This is a genomic window from Actinoallomurus vinaceus, assembly GCF_039542055.1.
GTDB lineage: Bacteria > Actinomycetota > Actinomycetes > Streptosporangiales > Streptosporangiaceae > Actinoallomurus > Actinoallomurus vinaceus.
The window spans coordinates 328952-347023 of sequence record NZ_BAABHK010000001.1; the positions used below are offsets into that span (position 1 = coordinate 328952).

Consider the following 18072-nt stretch of genomic DNA (forward strand, 5'->3'; position numbering starts at 1 on the left):
GCCGGCCTGATGGGCATCCCTGATGCCACGCGGGCGATCAGGCCGGCGTCAGGCCGGCGTCGTGCTCGCCGAGGTCGACGACATCGGCGACGATGCAGGTGATGTTGTCGGGGCCGCCGCCGGCGTTGGCCGCTTCAACGAGGTCGCCGACCACCTGGTCAGGATCGGTGATGCCGGTGAGAGCCTTGTGGATCGCCTCCGGGGAGACCACGTCCCACAGGCCGTCGGAGCACAGCAGATACCGGTCGCCGACCAGCGCGCCGCGCAACTGCAGGTCGGGGGCGATGTCGGAGCGGCCGTCCAGCGCCTGCAGCAGCATCGAGCGGAAGGGATGCGTGGCGGCCTCCTCCTCGTTGATCTTCCCGTCGTCCAGCAGCGTCTGCACGAGCGTCTGGTCATGGGTGATCTGATAGAGGCTGTCGTCGCGCAGCAGATAGGCCCGTGAATCCCCGATCTGCACGAGTGCCAGCTGCGCCCCCGACCACAGCATCGCCGTCAGGGTCGTCCCCATCCCCTGCAGCGACGGATCGGCCTCGACCAGGCCATGCACCTTCTGGTTGGCCCGGCGGACCGCCTCCTCCAGCGTGGCGACAAGGTCGTCCTCGGGGACGTCGACGTCCACCGCGCGCAATTCCTCGATCACGGCCGCGCTGGCGATCTCACCTGCCGCGTGGCCTCCCATGCCGTCGGCGACGGCCAGGACACGCCTGCCCGCGTATGCCGAATCCTCGTTCTCCTCACGCAACATCCCGACATCTGACCGCGTGGCGTAACGGATCCCGATCGTCATGCGGGCAACCCTACAGATCACGCCCGATGGCGCGTTCGGACTTGCCGCGAGCCGCAGGACGGACGGCGACCGGGTGCAGACGGACGGCCGGCGGCTGCGATCAGCCGCAGCCCGGCCCGGCAGTTTGACATCCTCCGCTCTGCTTCCACGTTCGTCTGATTCCCTTCGTGATCAGCTTTCGGTGCCGCAGGCGACACGATCTCGGCGACCTGTATCGCGTCTTCGGTAAGAGATAGGCGCGTGGGTTACAGCGAAGACGCCGCTCTGCCGTCCAGTGGGACGACGGTCAGCGAGTACCTGCTCGTGACGGCGCGTACGGGGCCGTAACCTCGCGGTCTATCTCTCAGTGAGTGCATCCGCGCGTGCGCTGCAGGTGTCGGCACACACAAGAGGGGAGACCACGATGGGGGAGCTGTCCGTGTGGCACTGGCTGATCGTCGCGATTGCGGTACTGGTGCTGTTCGGGTCCAAAAAGCTGCCGGACGCGGCCCGTTCGCTGGGACGATCGTTGCGGATCTTCAAGTCGGAGGTCAGCGAGTTGAACAGCGACGATGAGCCTGCGGCGCGCAGCGTGAACGCCGCCTCGCAGACGGCGGTCGATTCCGATCTCGAACCGTTCCCGCCGCCGGAGCAGCGCGTACGACGAGACTGAACCGTCGCCCCGGGCGCCAGCGGGAAACGCTCTTGATCCGTGACGCCAGGGTCGGCGTGACGATCTGCCGAGGAAGATCCAGACCATGTTCGACATCGGGTTCGTGAAACTCGTGCTGCTCTTGGTGCTGGCATTGATCATTTTCGGCCCGGAACAGCTGCCAACGGTCGCCCGCAAGGCCGCGCAGACGCTGCGCCAGGTACGCCGGCTGGCCGAGGTCGCCACGGGCGAGATCAAGGCCGGGCTCGGACCTGAGCATGCCGACCTGAATCTCATGGACCTCCACCCGCGCCGCTTCGTCAAAAAGCATCTGCTCGACGATCTCGATGGTGATCGCCATCCGTACGATGACCGACCCCTTCTCCCGTACGGTGAGCGCCCGCCTTACGACACCGACGCCACCTGAGGCGGACGCTGACCGGGTCGCCATGGCGCCCGCGTGGCCGGTGTCGCGGGAACCCCGGCCGGTCATCAGGCCGACGAGACATACACCTCGACCGTCCTGCTCACCTCTTGGGGTGGATGTCATCGCATGTCCGCCTTCGCGGCCCTTCGGCCACAGAGAGGGGGGTTACGGCCGGCCGGGCCGCGTCTTCCGCTGTAACCAGCGCGCCTATCTCTCACTGAGGGCGCGATTCGGAATCGCCGATCGCCGAAGACCTTTGGAGGTACGCGATGTGCTGCCACCGACCACACTGCCCGCCGGCCGACGCCGTCGACCGGGCCGCCGCGCGCACCGTCGCCCGCCATCCCGAGCAGGGGTGGAGCCTGCTGTGCAACGGTGTCGTCCTGTTCGACGACACCAGAGAGTTCCTGCCGGACGGCGGTGCCGTCCCACCGCACCGCCCTTCCGACGTCCGCCGACTGCCCGTACCGGAGGCGCGGTCGCGCCGCATGGCGCGGCACGGTCCACAGCGGAAGCCGGCATGTCACTGCTGTGAGTGCGGAGATGCGGCGTGAGTACCCGGCCGATCAGCGATCACGGCCTGTTGTCCGACTGCCGCTCGGCCGCCCTGGTCACCTCCGACGGCTCGGTGGACTGGCTGTGCTCGCCCCGCTTCGACAGTCCGGCGATCTTCGCCAGGCTGCTGGATGAGGACGCCGGGCACTGGTCCATCCGCCCGTCCGGGCCCGCGGAGGTCACCCGCAGGTACCTGCCGGACACTCTCGTCCTGGAGACGACCTTCCACTGCCCGGGCGGCACGGTCGTGCTCGTCGACGCGCTGGCCTTGGGCGAACACGAACGCGGGCACGGGCTGGGTGTGTCCTCCCCCGGCGTCCTGCTGCGCGAGGCGATCTGCGTCGACGGGCGTGTCGACCTGGAGGTGACCTATGCGCCCCGCCCCGAGTTCGGGCTGGTCCACCCCCTGCTGGAACGCCGGCGCGGCGCTCTGATCGCCCATGGCGGCGCCCAGGTGCTCACCTTGTCGACGCCCATCGACTTTCAGGTGCGCGGTTCGACCGCGCACACCGCGGTCACGCTCAGAGCCGGGGACCGCCTCGGCATGGCCCTGGATGCCCGCCCCGTCTGGGAGACCGAGTCGGCGTGCTGGACCCCACGGCTCATCCACCGCCGCATCAGGGACACGATCGTGGGCTGGCGCTCCTGGTCCCGGCTGCACACGGATTACCGGGGACCCTGGCAGGACAAGGTCGGACACAGCGGACGGGTGCTGCGCGCCCTGACATTCGCCCCCACGGGAGCGATCGTCGCCGCGGCCACCACATCCCTGCCCGAACACGTCGGCGGACAGCGCAACTGGGACTACCGCTACACCTGGATCCGGGACGCCAGCATGACCGTGCAGGCCCTCACCACCGCATCGGCGTGTGAGAGAGAGCAGGCCGCGTTCTTCACCTTCCTCGCCCGCTCCGCGGCCACGCAGCTCGACCGTGGCGTGGACCTGCAGATCATGTACGGCATCGGCGGCGAATGTGACCTGACCGAACGGCCGCTCCCCCACCTGACCGGCTGGCGTGGCAGCACACCGGTGCGCGTCGGCAACGACGCATGGCGGCAACGACAACTCGACATCTACGGCGAGATGCTCGACGCGGCCCACCGGCTCTCCTGCGACGCGACCGAGCAGCACCTCGACGGGGTCACACGAGCCTTCCTCCGTGGCGCGGCCGAAACAGCCGCCCGTCGCTGGCGGGAGCCGGACCAGGGCATCTGGGAGACCCGCGGGCCGAGCCGGCACTTCCTGCACTCGAAGCTCATGTGCTGGGTCGCGCTCGACCGGGCGATCGCCCTGGCTCCCGTCCTGGGGGCCACCGCCCTCGTCGACGACTGGGGGCGTACCCGCGCCCAGATCCGCGACGCGATCCTCACGGAGGGCTGGAACCCGCGGACCGGCACGTTCACCCAGGCGTTCGGCGGCACCGAACTCGACGCGTCCGCGCTGACCATCCCGATCGTCGGATTCCTGCCTGGCGACGATCCCCGGGTACGGGCCACCGTCGCGGCCATCGCCACCCGGCTGGCAGACTCACGCGGGCTGATCCGCCGCTACGACACCTGCGACGGGATCGCGGGGAGAGAAGGCGCCTTCCTCCTGTGCACTTTCTGGCTCGCGCACGCACTGGCCCTCACCGGCCGGCGCGCACCCGCCGAGCAGGTGTTCCAGACCGCCGCTTCACACGCCAACGACGTCGGCCTCCTCGCCGAAGAGGTCGACTCCTCGACCGGAGAACCCCTCGGCAACTTCCCGCAGGCGTTCAGTCACATCGGCCTGATCAACGCCGCGTCCGCCATCCGCGACGCAGACGGCGGACGAACCCACGGCCACCGTCATTCCCGGCCGGACCCGCTCCTGACGCACCGACCACTGGCGCCTACGGCCGCGGACCGCGTGGGTGTCGGCGGCGCCGCCTTGGCGGCACGGTAAGGCTCTTCTGCGCGCGGCTTCCCCGCCCGGAGTGCGATGGTCACCGCTCGCCAGTAGCAGTGAGGAGCGCAGGTGCTGTTGGCGTGCGAGCGGCGGGTTACGGGCACACGGTGAGGGCACAGTCCGAACTCGTCGATGGACCGGGGAGTCCTAGCTGATGGATCAGTAGTCGTGTCGGTAGGTGGGGATCGGTATGAGGAAGCTGGACCGGCGTCAGGTGTTGCTGTCGATCGGTGCTGCGGGCGCCGGCTTGGCGGCCGGTGCGGTGCCCGAATTCCTCCGCGGCACCGACGCGACGACGACGCCGCGACACGTACGCAAGGCGGCCCACACCGTTCGGCCCGATCCCGGCTACGCGCACGGACAGCCGCTGCAGGCGCTGCGCCGCCCGATCCACAACCTGCACGACCTCCAACCGGCGGCGCCGCCGAACGCGGTGGCGTTGACCATCGACGACGGCCCGCATCCGGTGTGGACCCCGAAGATGCTGGATCTGCTGGCCGAGTTCGGCGTTCCGGCGACGTTCTCGCTCATCGGGACGCAGGTCACCGAAGAACCGCGGTTGGTCCAGCGGCTCGTCGCGGACGGGCATCAGGTGTCCGACCACACGGTGACGCACCCGTTGAACCTGCCCAACCTCGCGGCGGCCCGGATCCGGGAGGAAATCGGCGGCGCGCACGACAGGATCGCGCAGGTCACCGGTGTGGCACCCAAGTTCTTCCGCTCTCCGGGCGGCGCATGGTCGCAGCAGATCATCGACGTCGCAGCCGAACACGCCATGATCTGCATCGACTGGCAGGTCGACCCACGTGACTGGGCCCGCCCCGGCACGATGACGATCACGGACCGGCTGCTGCGCGCGCAGGCGGGCGACATTCTGCTCTGCCACGACGGCGGCGGCGACCGGTCGGAGACCATCCGCGCGCTGCGGACGGTCATCCCCGCGCTGAAGCAGCGCGGCCTCACCTTCGTCGCCCTCTGACCAATCCACCTCGGCATGACGCGGTGCCTGCTCCATTCCCTTCGACGCCGGGTATCAGCGGGCAACGCCCGTGTGATCAGATACGCCCCCGTCTTCCAGGTGGGGTGACGCGGTGGAGTTCCAGCGCGGTCGGTACGAGGGCGATTCCGAGGCTGCTTGCGGGAGGCCATCCGGGGTACGGCGAAGCCGCGCCGGACATGTGAACGTCCGTGGGCCGACCCCTTCCCCCAAGAAGCTCTGCCCGCGGACGTTCACCTTCATCGGCCTGGACTGAGATTCCAAGCTTCTGGGATGACGGGTCAGCAGTCGACCAGTTCGGGTTTTTGGTTGAGGATCTGGGCGCGGGCTGTGACGAACTCCCGGTATGCCCGGTCGGCGCCGGGGCGGAAGACGGCGACTCGGTGGCAGTTCTGGAACGCCAGTCGTACGTCGAAGTGCTTCTCGAGGGCGGAGCGCATGGCGTCGCTGGCCATCATCCGCAGGAGCTGGCCGCGGGCGGTCTCGTCCGGCGGCGGGGTCTGATTGTCGGCGAACTCGCCACCGCCGTCCCGTAGTTCGTCGACGAGGCCCGTGACGACCTGCCAGCCGTAGGGCAGGGACGTACGAATGCAGTCGACGAACGCGGCGTCGTCGACGTCGCCGCGATGGGCGTCCTGGAGCAGTTGCGGGGACACGGTCAGCGACATGGTTTCTCCTGTCGGATCGATGGGTCGCCAGGGACGGTAGATCGGACGGGCTGAACGGTCAGGTAGCGGTGGCGTCACAGACTCGTTGCCGGGGCAGGTGACGGGCAGGCCCGCCGTTGATCGGCGGTAAGGGTGCTGGTGGCGGCCGCCAGGGCGAACAGGGCGCCGCAGATGACGGCTGTGCCGGCGGCGGTCGCGACGCGGTAGTGCAGGGAGACGGCCAAGCCTGCCGCCCCGGAGGCGGCGCCGAGCAGGCCGCCGAGCAGTGTCGCGGGCAGGATGCGGCGGGTCCACAGCAGCGCCGAGGCGGCCGGGCCGATCAGCAAGGCCAGGGGGAGTGCCGCGCCGACGGCCGGTGCGGCGGTCATGACGGTGATGGCGAGCAGGGCCAGGAGACCGCTGTCGATGAGGCGGGTGCGGTATCCGAGGGCCCTTGTCGCGCCGGGGTCGAAGGCGGCGAGTGCGAGTTCTTTGTGTCCGAGCGTGAGGGCACCGGCGACGAGGGCGGCCACGACGGTCGCCATGGCGATGTCGCCGGTTCCGGCGGTGAGGGGCGAGCCGACGAGGGCGGCGGTGAGGTCCTTGCTGAAGCCCGGCCGGGCCGATATCAGCACGACGCCGAGCGCGAGGGCGCCGCTGACCATGACACCGGCATGCTGGTGATTCCGTCGGGACGCGATGCCGTGGCGGCTGGTCACGGCGACGGCGCACATGGCGGCCAGGCCGGCGCCGAGCTTGATGTCGGTGCCGGTGATGGTGGCGGCGACGATGCCGAGGAAGGTGATGTGGCCGAAGGTCTCGGTGAAGAACGCCAGGCGCCGCAGCACGACCTGCACTCCCAGGGCACCACAGACCGCCCCGGTGAGCACCAGTTCCAGCAGGGCCCGCTCGGACAGCCCGCTCATCCGGTCTCCTCAACGGTCTTCATCTGCGGCCCCGCGGTGACCGGGGTGGCCGGATCGGCTGCGGGCCGGCGGCCGCGTCGCGCGGTGACCGCGTTCCGGGCCGTCGTGGCAGCCAGGGACAGCGCGAAGAGGGTCCCGGTGACGACGGTGATGGCGCCACCGGCGGCGACGTCGTACGAGGTGGAGATGAGCACGCCGGTCAGCCCGCTGCCAGCGCCCGCGGCCACCGCGATGGCGGTCATCGCCGTGATGTCGTGTGTCCACAGCCGGGCGATGGCGGCCGGGGCGACGAGGACGGCGACGGCCAGGATCGCGCCGACGGCGGGCACGGCGACGACGATGACGGCCTCGACGGTGAGCAGCAGTGCCATGTCGATTGCGGTCGGCCGGTATCCGGCGGCCGCGTACGCGCTGGGATCGAACGCGCGGAAGGTGAGCTGCCGACCCGCGACGGCCAGGAGGCCGACGACGATGAGACCGACCACGGTCACGGCGAGCAGGTCGCTGTTCCCGACGGTGAGGATCTGTCCGACGGTGTAGGCGGTCAGGTCTTTGGAGAAGCCGTCGCGGGCCGACAGCAGGACGACGCCGAGCGCGAAGCCGGCCGACAGCATGATGCCGATCGCCGTGCTCGTGCCCTGCTCCGGGCGCCGGGACAGCGCCAGGACGCCCAGCACGATCAGGACGCCGAACAAGCCGCCGCCGGCGTAGAGGTTGATGCCGGCGATCGCGGCCAGGACGACGCCGGGGAAGGTCGCGTGTGTCATCGCGAGGGTGAAGAACGGCAGCCGCCGGAGCGTGATCTGGACGCTGATCAGGCCGCCGACCGTGCCGAGGAGCACGGCCTCGAGGATCGCCCGGCCGACGGCGGTCATGGCGCTCCCTGCGGTGCAGGGTGTGGCGAATGCCGCCGTCGCCGGGTGGTCGCGGCCGCGAGCGCGATCAGGTAGCAGGTGATGAGGACGAGGACGACGGTGCCGCCGGAGGCGAGTCGCAGCCCGTGGTGGATCGAGGCGTCGTAGCTGACGGTGAGTCCGGCCCACCCGGCCAGGGCTCCGAGGGCGGCGGCGATCGGCACGATGAGCGCGATCCGGTCGGACACCGCGCGGGCCGCGGCGGCGGGGACGATCAGCAGCGCGATGACCAGGATCGTGCCGACGGCGCGTACGGAGGCGACCACGACGAGCGCGACGATGGCGTTGGTGGCCAGGTCCAGCAGGCCGATCCGGTGTCCGGCCGCCTGGGCGCCGTCGGCGTCGAAGGCGCGGGCGAGCAGCGGCCGTCGCAATAGTACGAGCGCGGCGATGACCAGCGCGGTCACCGCGAGGGTCTCGGTCAGCTGTTGGGGGGTGACGGTGAGGATCCGGCCGAACAGGAAGGCCGTCAGGTCGGCGGTGTAGCCGGATTCGCGGGAGACGAGCACGACGCCGATGGCGAAGAAGGTGGTGAGCAGGACGGCGAGTGCGGTGTCCTCGGTGACGGCCCGGTTCCGGGTCAGGAGGGTGAGGAGACCGGCGGTGGCGGCCGCGGCCAGCAGCGCGCCCCAGAAGATCCCGCCCTCGCCGGCGAGGAGGTAGCCGATGACGACGCCGGGGAACACGGTGTGGGTCAGGGCGTCGGTCATGAAGGCCAGACGGCGCAGCAGGATGAGCACGCCGACGGTGCCGGCGAGCGCTCCGAGGATCATCAGCTCGGCGAGGGCCCGGGCCATGAAGGGGAACCGGAACGGTTCGATGAAGGTCTGGTACACGGTCGGCCCTTCAGGAGTGGGCGACGATGACGCGGTCGCCGCGCAGTTCCAGGGCGTGTCCGCCGTAGGTGGCGCGCAGCCGGTCGGGCGTCAGGGTCACGTTCGTGGGGCCGAAGCCGTACTGCCGGCGGTTGAGCAGGCAGACCTCCTCACAGGCGAGGTGGGCGAGCGCCAGGTCGTGGGTGGAGACGACCACCGCGGCACCTTCTTCCTTCAGCCGTGCGATCGCGTCCAGGAGGGCCTGCTCACTGACGGCGTCGACGCCGTTGAACGGCTCGTCCAGCAACAGCAGGCGCGGCTCGGCGGCGATGGCCCGGGCCAGCAGCACGCGCTGACGCTGCCCGCCGGACAGCGTCCCGAACCGGTGCCGGGCACGGTCGGCCAGCCCGACCTGCTCCAGGGCCCGGCGGGCGGCCTCCTTGTCCGCGGCCTTCGGCCGGCGCAGCCATCCGATCCGCCGGTAGCGGCCCATGAGGACGACCTGGCCGACCGAGATCGGGAACTCCGGGTCGAGCGTGTCGGCCTGCGGCACGTACGCGACGTCGCGGCGCGCTCGTGCGGGGGTCGTGCCGAGGACGGTGATCCGTCCGGAGGCGAGTGGGACGAGTCCGAGGACCGCCTTGATGAGGGTGGATTTGCCGGCGCCGTTCGGGCCGATCAGGGCGACGGCCTCACCGGGGGCGACCATGCCGTCGATGTTCTCCAGCGCGAGGGCGGGGCCGTAGGCGACGGTGACCTCGTCCAGGTCCAGCGCCGGAGGCGGGATGTCGGGTTCCACGGTCAGCCCTTCAGCGCGGTGACGATGGTGGTGGTGTTGTGCCGCTCCATGTCGAGGTAGGTGGCCCCGGCCGAGCCGGCCGGGCCGAGCGTGTCGCCGTACAGGGAGTCCTCGCCGGCCTCGACCTTCACTCCGGCCTGCTTCCCGATGGCCTCGGCGGTCTTGGGCGGCAGGGACGACTCGGAGAAGATCGCCTTGACCCCGGTCGCTTTGATCTTGGAGACCAGGGTGTTGAGCTGTTCGCCGGACAGTTCGGCGGAGGTGTCGAAGCTCGGGATGATCGAGCCGACGAACGTCAGGTGGTAGCGGTCGATGTAGTAGCCGAACGCGTCGTGGTTGGTGACCAGCTTGCGCTGGTCGGCGGGCAGGGTGCCGATCTGCTGGGCGATCCAGGAGTCCAGTTGTTGCAGCTTGGCGGTGTAGGAGGTCAGGTTCGCTTCGTAGGTCGCCTTGTCGGCCTGGTCCTTGGCCTCGAACGCCGCGGTGATGTTGCGGCTCATGATCTCGGCGTTCTTGGGGTTGTGCCAGATGTGCGGGTCGCCGGCCGCCTCCTCATCGCTGCCGTTGCCCTTGCGGACGGCCACGCCCTTGCTCGTGTCGACCAGCGCGCCGTGGAACCCCGCGGACTTGATCGTTTGGTCCAGCCACCGCTCCAGACCGACGCCGTTCTCGAGCACCACGTCCGCCTCGGCGATCGCCTGCACGTCGGCGGGGGAGGGCTCGTAGTCGTGGGGGTCGACGTTGGGTTTGAGGATCTGGGTGACCTTGACCTTGTCCCCGCCGACGTTGCGGGCGAAGTCGGCGACCTGCGTGGTCGTCGCGACCACCTTCAACTTCGCGCTGCTACCTGAGCCGCCGGCGTCACTCGCGGAGCTGGAACCACCGCAGGCGCTGGCCGCGGCCAGGAGGCCCGCCAGAACCGGTGCGGCCAGCTGGGGGGTTCGGATGCGCAACGTGTCTCCTCGCGGTCGGCACGGATGAGATGCAAATGAAAACCAATGCCATGTTCGTCTTAACGGTAATGGTTGTCAATATCAGTAGATGTCCGTACGGTCGGATCATGGGCTCGCATGCCGCCACCGCCGACCACCGGTCGCGCGACGGGACCGCCGATGACATCGCCGTACGGCTGCGGACGGCCGGGCTGTCGCCGACACGGCGGCGACGTCCACGAGCACCCCGCCTCCGACGACGGCACCTGGCTGAGCCGAATCGCGGCCGAGGCCGACTTCGAGCCCGACCCGCTCCTGGCCGAGGTGCACGGCGTGTGCGGCCGGTGCCTGCGAAGCCAAGGTGATGGCCTGGCGGGTTGATACGGTCGAGAGACGGCCGATGATCAGACCACGACCAGCCGGAGTACCCGCCCATGACCTCGCACCCGACCGAACGCCCCGCACAACAGACTTCCGCGGTCGGCAGAGGGACGCGTGTGCGAGGCACCCGGCAGGCCGAGGCGCTCAACCAGGTGCTGGCCGACCTGCCGGAATTTCGCAGCGCCCAGGACATCCACGCCGAGCTCCGCCATCGCGGCGAGCGCATCGGGCTGACCACCGTCTACCGCCAACTCCAGGTCCTGGCCGAAGACGGCGCGGTCGACACCCTCCGCGACGAGACCGGCGAGACGCTCTACCGCCGCTGCGAGACCAGCACCCACCATCACCACGTGACCTGCCGCTCGTGCGGCCGCAGCGTCGAGGTCGAAGGCCCCGCGATCGAACACTGGGCCGAACACGTCGCCACCGAAGCAGGCTTCACCGACATCGACCACACCCTGGAGATCTTCGGCCTGTGCCCCGACTGCGCCGGTCAGCGCAGCTGACGTTTGTCTCGGCCGGTCATCTTGTCGTAGAGGGCGGCTCGACGCATCGATCGAGAAGGCTCATCCGACCTGGAAGAGCAGGACCACGCCGCGCTCGCCTGCGCATGACCTGTTGTGCGGCCGTCGCCGTCCCGATGCGCGTCGTGATCAAGAAGGCGCCCGCCGCACGCAGGCACCTGGGTTCAGGTCACCCGTACGTGGTCACCGGTCTGGGCGCACATCAACAGGATCGCCCTGCCCCAGCTGATCGCGACCGGTCAGCGGTGCATCGCCGAACCAGCCGACCCCACGAATAGGGCGGCAGATCCACCGAGCGTCGGCGCCGCCGCCACAGTTGCCACTGTTCACAGGCACCTTCTTTGGGCAGGACGAGACCGAGGGGGGTTCACCGATGACAGCGATGACACAGCACCGGCAACATGCCACTCACGATCATGCTCACGGACCGGGATGCGGCCACGTGGCCGTGCCGCACGGCGACCACATCGACTATGCCCACGACGGGCACCTGCACCGGCCACACGACGGACACGTCGACGAATGCGAGGCCACTGGCCACACGCAGCATGAAGGCCATCCGCATCGGCATGGTGAGGGCTGTGGCCACGTGAGCGTGCCGCACGGTGACCACGTCGACTACATCCACGACGGATGCCGGCACGCGGCCCACGAGGATCACTGGGACGAGCACTGACCATCTCGCGTCACCGCCACCGCTGAGCGATGCCCTCGTCTCGCCGGTCTCCGGCAGAGTTGGGGGCATGCGGGCGGGAGCGTTCTTGCTGGCGGCGCGGTTCCCCGGGCAGGACGACGGCGAGGTGGACCGTACCCGGGAGAACATCGCCCGGCTCGGTGCCGAGGTCCCCTCTTACCTGCGCGAACGGCACGGCCACCGATAAGCATCGACCAATCTATGCACGGTCGTGCTCCGCCTCCAGCCGTGTGACGGGGCCGGCCATGTCACTTGCTGATGCTCACGAATCAGCCCGATGCCGTATCGGATACTGCCGGGCCGTACCGCGACATACGAGTAACCATCGAGCACTCGACCCGGTCCTCCGGACAGCGACCCGTTGCGGTGGCGCATGGCCGAAACCGCTGTCCGGTGCGCATGCGGCGGGTCTACGCGACTCGCACAGGCGCTTTCCCGCTTCAGCCGGATGAAGCCGCCCGGCGGGCGTTCAGCTGGTCGAAGCCGACGGCCACGAGGATCAGTACGCCGATGCCGATCTGCAGGTAGAAGGCGTTGATGGCGAGCAGGTTGCCGCCGTTGTTGAGGACGCCCATGATCAGCGCGCCGGTCGCGGCGCCGATCGCGCTGCCTTTCGCTCCGAACAGGCTCGCGCCGCCGATGACACAGGCGGCGATCGCGTTGAGCTCGAACCCGGTACCCGCGGTGGGGATGCCTGCCCCGAGGCGGGAGGTCAGTAGTATCCCGCCCAGGCCGGCGAGCAGACCGGAGATCGCGTACACGGAGATGGTCACCGTGCGGACCGGGACACCGGCCAGACGGGCCGACTCGGGGTTCGAGCCGACGGCGTACACATAGCGTCCGAAGACGGTGCGGGTAAGCAGGAACCAGACGACGACCGTGACGAGCGCGGCGATGATCAGAAGGTTGGGGATGCCGAGGACGGTGCCGTTCGCGATGGTCTGAAAGCCGGTCGGCAGGCCTTGCACGGTCTTCGCATCGGTGATCACCAGGGTCGCACCCCGGGCGATGCCGAGCATGCCGAGGGTTGCGATGAACGGCGGCAACTTGGCGCGTGTGACGAGCAGGCCGTTGATCGCGCCGAGCACGGTGCCGAGCGCCACTCCCAGCAGCAACGCCACCAGGATGGGCATTCCGCGGACCAGGAGCAGCGCGGTCACGCACCCGGACAGCCCGAGGACCGATCCGACGGACAGGTCGATGCCGGCGGTCAGGATGACCAGCAGCTCGCCGACCGCGATGATGCCGAAGATCGCGACCTGACGGGCGAGATTGGACAGGTTGCCCGTGGTGAGGAACTCGTCACTCGTCAGCGTGAGGATGCCGACCGCGACGAGCAGCACGACGAGTCCGCCGCTCTCTCGGCCGGTGATGTCCCCAAGAGTGACGACCCGCCGCCGAGGCGGGGCCGCAGCCGGCGCGGCGCCACCCGTCCCCGAAACGGCCGATGCCCCGCTCGTGATCGTCGTCGTGGGGATCGGCTCCCGCCAGATCAGTTTAGGAATCACGGTCGGCCTCCTCCGTACCGTCGTCGGCCACCGCATCCGCGGCGGCCTTGCCTCCGTCACCGCTGGCCAGATGGAGCACGTCCTCCTCCGAGGCGGACCGGCTCAGCTCACCGGCGATCGCGCCGTCACGCATGACGAGGATCCGGTCGGCGAGTCCGAGGAGCTCGGGCAGGTACGAGGAGACGATGATGATGCCCAGTCCTCGCGCGGCGAGGTCCCCGATGACCGAGTAGAGCTCGCCCTTGGCACCGACGTCGATGCCTTTCGTCGGCTCGTCGAACATCAACACCTTCGGCTTGGTGAGCAGCCACCGGGCGAGGAGCACTTTCTGCTGGTTGCCACCCGAGAGCGTCGACACCGGCTGGTCGTAGGAGCCGGCGCGCAGCCGCAGGCTGTCGAGCAGCCGGTCCGCATCCTGGCTCTGTTCACGTCCCGGTAGCAGGCCCCGGCGGGAGTCGCGGCGCAGGCTGGCGATGGTGACGTTCTCCCGGATCGAGAGTTCCGGAAGCAGCCCGAGCACCTTGCGATCCTCGGTGAGCAGGCCGATGCCGGCGCTCATCATCGTGCGCGGCCCGCCCGGCCGCACGCGCCGTCCCTCGACCTCGACACGCCCTGCGGCGGTCGGGACGGCTCCGAAAACCGACAGCAGCAGGCCGCTGCGGCCGGACCCCAGCAGGCCACCGATGCCGACGATCTCGCCGGCCGCGACGTCGAGGTCGATGCTCGGCGACCGTTCGAAGCGGCGCAGCCCACGGACCCGCAGCATCGGCACTCCCGCCTCCCGGCGGACCTCGGGGTACAGCGAGCTGACCTCCCGCCCGACCATCGCCGCGATGAGGCGGTCCTCGTCGTAGTCGCCGATCGGCCCGGCCTCGGACAGGCCGCCGTCACGTAGAACGGTCACCCAGTCCCCGATCTCGAACATCTCCTCGAGGCGGTGGGTCACGTAGAGGATCGCGACGCCGCGGTCGCGAAGCCGCAGGATGTGCTCCATGAGATGGGCGGACTCCGCCTCGGTGAGCGCGGTGGTCGGCTCGTCGAACACGATCACCTTGACGGCGTCGGCGGTCAGGACCTTGGCGATCTCCACGAGCTGGCGGGTGGCGGCCGGCAGCCGTTCGACGATCGCGTCCGGGCTGAGGTCCTCGAGTCCGACCTCGTCGAGCGCCGTCCGCGCCCGGCGACGCAGGTCGCCTCTGGCGAGGACACCCGCACGCGCCGGAAGCCGGCCCATGAACAGGTTCTCCGCCACCGACAGGTGCGGGAGCAGGCTCAGCTCTTGGTAGACGGCCTGGACACCGGCGGCGCGCATGTGGGCCGGCGTCGGCGCGGTGACCGGTTCGCCCTCGATCTCATAGCGACCGCCGTCCCTGCGAAGGGCGCCGGTGAGCACCCGGATCAGGGTCGACTTGCCGGCGCCGTTCTCTCCGGCCAGGCAGTGCACCTGACCGGGGATCAGTCGCAGCGAGACGTCCGTGAGCGCCTGGACGGGGCCGAACGACTTCGACACGTCGTACAACTCGGCCACCGGCACGGGAGGCCCGCTCATCAGCCCACCTTCGCGGTCGGCGGCTCGAGCAGCCGCTTCACGTCGGGCTCACGCATGTTCTTCTTGTCGACCACCACCGCGCCGGGGTCGATGTTGCGCGGCGGGATGCGGTCGACACTAGCCATCGCGGCTCCGAGCACTCCCTGGTAACCGAAGAAGTAGGGGTTCTGAACCACCAGGGCGTCGATCGCTCCGGTGGCCAGCGCGGCGTTCTCCTGGGGGTCGGAGTCGAACGCGACGACCGGGATCCGATCGACAGCGCCGTTGTCCTTGATCGCCCGGGCCGCGCCGACTCCCGACGTGTTGTTGTCGGCGAACACTCCGAGCAGGTTCGGGTTGGCGGTGAGCGCGTCGTTCACCTGCGAGGCGGCGGTGTTGATGTCGTTGTTGTTGAAGCGCTGCAGGGACACCTTGATGCCCGGGCAGTAGGTCGCGAGCCCCTGCTTGAAGCCGGTGTCGCGCTCGACGAGCGACTGGATACCGGCCACCGACGATTCGATCATGATGACGCCGGTGGTCTTCTGCTGTGCCCGGAGCAACTGGCACATGCGCTGCCCGCCCTGCGCGCCGGCCTTGACGTTGTCGGTTCCGATGAAGCCGTCCGACGGTCCGGTGATACGGCTGTCGACGGTGATGACCTTGATTCCCGCCTGACGTGCCCGGCCGATGACGGAGTTCAGCGCGCTCGACGAATTGGGCGCGATGACGATCCCCTTGACCCCGCGGGAGATGGAGTTCTCGACCAGCTGGACCTGCTCGTCGATGTTCGTCTCCGACGTCGGCGCGAACGCGCCCACGGTGAGACCGAAGTCGCCGCCCGCCTGCTTCGCACCGGCCAGCATGACCTGCCAGAAGGAGGAGTCACTCGCCTTGATGATGACATCGATCTTCTTACCGCCGACCGCGCCGGCACCCTTGCCACCGCCTGAGGAGTCCGACGAGCCGATCGCCCGGCCGGCCACCACGCCGATGACGAGCGCCACCAAGGCGATGGCGGCGACGAGGGAGAGCGAGAAGACGGTACGCGCCCGGGCCATGGCAGCCTCCCGAAAAAACCTCAGATCAGATTCTTGTCGGGGGCATCTCTGGCGGCTGCCGGGAAATTCATAATGAACGGTGGAACGCCGACCGTACGCAGATCATGAATACCGAACCGGACTCGCGGATGGGAATCCGTAGCCGCATTCTCCGCACCTGACCCGTAGGCCTCGTGCGTTCCTCCCGTGACAATTCGAATACTTCCGGTTCCAGGCAGACGCCTGGAAGAGATGTCCTTTTCGAACTCTACCCCTCTGTACCAGGCAGGCCCGGATCCGGGAAGGGGAGAGAGCCATGATCGTTGTCTTCGGGGAGGCATTGATCGATCTGGTGCCCGCAGACGGCCCTGACCAGTGGCGGGCCATGCCGGGCGGCGGGCCCGCCAACACCGCGGTCGCGCTGGCACGGCTGGGCACACCTGTCGCGCTGGCATGCCGTCTTTCGAACGACGCCTTCGGTCGCCGCCTGCGCCGCCATCTGGAGGAGAACGGCGTCGATCTGTCGCTCGCGGTCAGCGCGACCGAGCCCAGTTCCCTCGCCGTCCTGGGCTTCGCCGGGCAAGGGGTGCCCGACTTCCGGTTCTACGTCCAGGGCACCGCCGACTGGCAGTGGACGGCGCATGAGCTGCCCGAGCGGCTGCCGCCCGCAACCCGGGCCCTGCATTTCGGGACGCTGGCGAGCGTCCTGCCGCCGGGCGCGGAGGTGCTGCTGGCATGGGCGACAGGTCACGCTCACGCCACGGTCATCACCTACGACGTCAACGTGCGTCCGTCCCTTCTGCCGGACCGCCGAACGTACCACGACCGTATCGACGCCTGGCTGCGCATCGCCCACGTGGTCAAGGCCAGCAGCGACGACCTCCGCTGGCTTCATCCCGGCCGGGACCCTTTCGATGTGGCCCGTGACTGGATCGACCGGTACGGGAACCGCCTCATCCTTATCACCTTCGGCGCCCGGGGAGCCACAGCCGTGTCTGCGGACGGGTTTCCGGTCCATGTCCCCAGCGTCCCGGTCGACGTCGTCGACACAGTGGGAGCGGGCGACACGTTCACGGCGGGCGTGCTCCATTCGCTGTTCGCGCAGAACACCCTCAACGTCGTGCCACCGGCGGTGAGCACCAGCGCCATGGACCGCGCGCTGCGCTTCGGGTCGGCCGCCGCCGCCATCACGTGTACGCGTCCAGGGGCGCAGCCGCCGACCGCCGCCGCCGTCACCGAGCTGCTCGCCTGACGCCGGTCCCGCGTGAACGGAACCGGCTCTGGCCGACGCCTGGGTACTGCGCTCAGGCAGGCGTGGACTGCATCAGTCCGGGTGCCGTGCCGGGAGGTCCGGGGAGGGCGCGCCGTCGTCGAGCCAGCGGCCGATCTCACCCCCGTCATCTCGCCGGGCGTCCTCGATCACCATGGGGCGTACGCCTCCGGCGCCTGCGGAGCGAAGACCCTGGTCACGGGCGTGATCACCATCGCTTGGGACCGCCTGGGGCGTGTTCGTCCCGGCCTCGTCCTCAACGCCGGCGGCGGCGAGGATCTCTTCGGGCCTGCCGCTGTCCTTGCCGGTGGCCGCCATCGCCAGCGCGGCTTTCGCCGAGGCCGTTGACGCCTCGGGCGGTATGACCAGCAGCATGATGTGGTCTTGCGGGCCACGGGTCACGATGATCTTGTGGTTCACGTCGGCGAACCGCCCGACCCGCACGACGTGCCCGCCGACCCTGAGCCGGCGGGGGATGTCATCCCAGTCCCGAGCGTCGATACCGAGCCGCAGGATCGTGCCGACCCGTGCGTTCAGTGACGAGACGAGGAGCGGCAGTTCCACGCTCGCGTTACGCGAGCGCGGCCACCAGCCGCCGTCGAGGATTCCCCGGCGCCTCAACGCCGGATCCAGGCTCAGCCGGGACGCCAGCGGGATGGCAGGAGACAGAACGTCTGTTTGATCAACATGCGGTGCCATGACATCGGCCCCGTCCTCGGCCCGATAAAGGAACCGGATCTCCGTACACCCAGGACGACGTCAACTTG

Annotated in this window: 20 protein-coding genes and 1 pseudogene; 9 read left to right on the forward strand and 12 right to left on the reverse strand. The window is 69.4% G+C overall.

Features of this window, described 5'->3' with window-relative positions; genetic code table 11:
• Window positions 1-37 precede the first annotated feature (37 nt).
• The gene (locus ABEA24_RS01485; protein ID WP_345428513.1) at window positions 38-790 is read right to left on the reverse strand and encodes a PP2C family protein-serine/threonine phosphatase; all 753 of its coding nucleotides are present in this window, start codon (window positions 788-790) and stop codon (window positions 38-40) included.
• Window positions 791-1193: 403 nt separating this feature from the next.
• Between ABEA24_RS01485 and tatA the strand changes: the two genes are divergently transcribed.
• From tatA to ABEA24_RS01510, 5 genes and pseudogenes are all read left to right on the forward strand, one after another.
• The gene (gene tatA, locus ABEA24_RS01490) at window positions 1194-1442 is read left to right on the forward strand and encodes a Sec-independent protein translocase subunit TatA (protein WP_345428515.1); all 249 of its coding nucleotides are present in this window, start codon (window positions 1194-1196) and stop codon (window positions 1440-1442) included.
• An 85-nt stretch (window positions 1443-1527) separates the two neighbouring features.
• On the forward strand, window positions 1528-1848 hold the full coding sequence (locus ABEA24_RS01495; RefSeq protein WP_345428516.1) for a sec-independent translocase: 321 nt from the start codon (window positions 1528-1530) through the stop codon (window positions 1846-1848).
• 269 nt (window positions 1849-2117) lie between these two features.
• Window positions 2118-2294: pseudogene (locus tag ABEA24_RS01500) on the forward strand (DUF5999 family protein); the annotation flags it as partial.
• Window positions 2295-2398: 104 nt separating this feature from the next.
• On the forward strand, window positions 2399-4330 hold the full coding sequence (locus ABEA24_RS01505; RefSeq protein ID WP_345428518.1) for a glycoside hydrolase family 15 protein: 1932 nt from the start codon (window positions 2399-2401) through the stop codon (window positions 4328-4330).
• A gap of 193 nt (window positions 4331-4523) precedes the next feature.
• The gene (locus ABEA24_RS01510) at window positions 4524-5312 is read left to right on the forward strand and encodes a polysaccharide deacetylase family protein (RefSeq protein ID WP_345428519.1); all 789 of its coding nucleotides are present in this window, start codon (window positions 4524-4526) and stop codon (window positions 5310-5312) included.
• 299 nt (window positions 5313-5611) lie between these two features.
• Here the strand turns inward: ABEA24_RS01510 and ABEA24_RS01515 are convergent, their stop codons facing one another.
• The 6 genes from ABEA24_RS01515 to ABEA24_RS01540 form a co-directional block, all read right to left on the reverse strand.
• Window positions 5612-5998, reverse strand: a complete 387-nt coding sequence (locus ABEA24_RS01515; RefSeq protein ID WP_345428521.1) for an SCO5389 family protein — start codon at window positions 5996-5998, stop codon at window positions 5612-5614.
• A gap of 74 nt (window positions 5999-6072) precedes the next feature.
• Complete coding sequence (locus ABEA24_RS01520; RefSeq protein WP_345428522.1) at window positions 6073-6903, reverse strand: metal ABC transporter permease; 831 nt, start codon at window positions 6901-6903, stop codon at window positions 6073-6075.
• Entirely contained in the window at window positions 6900-7778 is an 879-nt protein-coding gene (locus tag ABEA24_RS01525) for a metal ABC transporter permease (RefSeq protein ID WP_345428524.1), read from the reverse strand. Before ABEA24_RS01525 ends, ABEA24_RS01520 begins: the two co-directional genes overlap by 4 nt.
• The gene (locus ABEA24_RS01530; protein WP_345428525.1) at window positions 7775-8653 is read right to left on the reverse strand and encodes a metal ABC transporter permease; all 879 of its coding nucleotides are present in this window, start codon (window positions 8651-8653) and stop codon (window positions 7775-7777) included. Before ABEA24_RS01530 ends, ABEA24_RS01525 begins: the two co-directional genes overlap by 4 nt.
• Before the next feature lie 10 nt (window positions 8654-8663).
• The gene (locus ABEA24_RS01535; RefSeq protein ID WP_345428527.1) at window positions 8664-9431 is read right to left on the reverse strand and encodes a metal ABC transporter ATP-binding protein; all 768 of its coding nucleotides are present in this window, start codon (window positions 9429-9431) and stop codon (window positions 8664-8666) included.
• Window positions 9432-9433: 2 nt separating this feature from the next.
• Window positions 9434-10384: a metal ABC transporter substrate-binding protein gene (locus tag ABEA24_RS01540; RefSeq protein WP_345428529.1), complete on the reverse strand. Its 951-nt coding sequence runs from the start codon at window positions 10382-10384 to the stop codon at window positions 9434-9436.
• A gap of 159 nt (window positions 10385-10543) precedes the next feature.
• Here ABEA24_RS01540 and ABEA24_RS01545 point away from each other — a divergent pair, with 159 nt between their 5' ends.
• Together ABEA24_RS01545 and ABEA24_RS01550 are read left to right on the forward strand one after the other, a co-directional pair.
• Window positions 10544-10744, forward strand: coding sequence for a hypothetical protein (locus ABEA24_RS01545; RefSeq protein WP_345428530.1), 201 nt, complete (start codon window positions 10544-10546; stop codon window positions 10742-10744).
• A gap of 116 nt (window positions 10745-10860) precedes the next feature.
• Window positions 10861-11250 carry a Fur family transcriptional regulator gene (locus tag ABEA24_RS01550; protein ID WP_345428532.1) on the forward strand — a complete coding sequence of 130 codons (390 nt, stop codon included), beginning with the start codon at window positions 10861-10863 and terminating at the stop codon, window positions 11248-11250.
• A gap of 385 nt (window positions 11251-11635) precedes the next feature.
• Here the strand turns inward: ABEA24_RS01550 and ABEA24_RS01555 are convergent, their stop codons facing one another.
• Window positions 11636-11929: a hypothetical protein gene (locus ABEA24_RS01555; protein ID WP_345428534.1), complete on the reverse strand. Its 294-nt coding sequence runs from the start codon at window positions 11927-11929 to the stop codon at window positions 11636-11638.
• Between the two features lie 82 nt (window positions 11930-12011).
• On the opposite strand from ABEA24_RS01555, the gene ABEA24_RS01560 reads away from it, so the two are divergent.
• Window positions 12012-12149 (forward strand): hypothetical protein, encoded by a 138-nt coding sequence (locus ABEA24_RS01560; RefSeq protein ID WP_345428535.1) that lies wholly within the window; start codon window positions 12012-12014, stop codon window positions 12147-12149.
• Window positions 12150-12402: 253 nt separating this feature from the next.
• Here the strand turns inward: ABEA24_RS01560 and ABEA24_RS01565 are convergent, their stop codons facing one another.
• The 3 genes from ABEA24_RS01565 to ABEA24_RS01575 are packed head-to-tail and all read right to left on the reverse strand — an operon-like array spanning window position 12403 to window position 16056.
• A complete protein-coding gene (locus ABEA24_RS01565; RefSeq protein WP_345428537.1) occupies window positions 12403-13470 on the reverse strand; it encodes an ABC transporter permease in 1068 nt (355 codons plus the stop codon).
• Window positions 13460-15019, reverse strand: a complete 1560-nt coding sequence (locus ABEA24_RS01570; RefSeq protein WP_345428539.1) for a sugar ABC transporter ATP-binding protein — start codon at window positions 15017-15019, stop codon at window positions 13460-13462. Before ABEA24_RS01570 ends, ABEA24_RS01565 begins: the two co-directional genes overlap by 11 nt.
• Window positions 15019-16056, reverse strand: a complete 1038-nt coding sequence (locus ABEA24_RS01575; protein ID WP_345428541.1) for an ABC transporter substrate-binding protein — start codon at window positions 16054-16056, stop codon at window positions 15019-15021. The genes ABEA24_RS01570 and ABEA24_RS01575 overlap by 1 nt, the downstream gene beginning before the upstream one ends.
• Before the next feature lie 295 nt (window positions 16057-16351).
• On the opposite strand from ABEA24_RS01575, the gene ABEA24_RS01580 reads away from it, so the two are divergent.
• On the forward strand, window positions 16352-17287 hold the full coding sequence (locus ABEA24_RS01580; RefSeq protein WP_345428542.1) for a carbohydrate kinase family protein: 936 nt from the start codon (window positions 16352-16354) through the stop codon (window positions 17285-17287).
• Window positions 17288-17359: 72 nt separating this feature from the next.
• Here ABEA24_RS01580 and ABEA24_RS01585 read toward each other — a convergent pair whose 3' ends face one another.
• Window positions 17360-18004: a DUF5994 family protein gene (locus tag ABEA24_RS01585; RefSeq protein WP_345428544.1), complete on the reverse strand. Its 645-nt coding sequence runs from the start codon at window positions 18002-18004 to the stop codon at window positions 17360-17362.
• Between the last annotated feature and the right edge of the window lie 68 nt (window positions 18005-18072).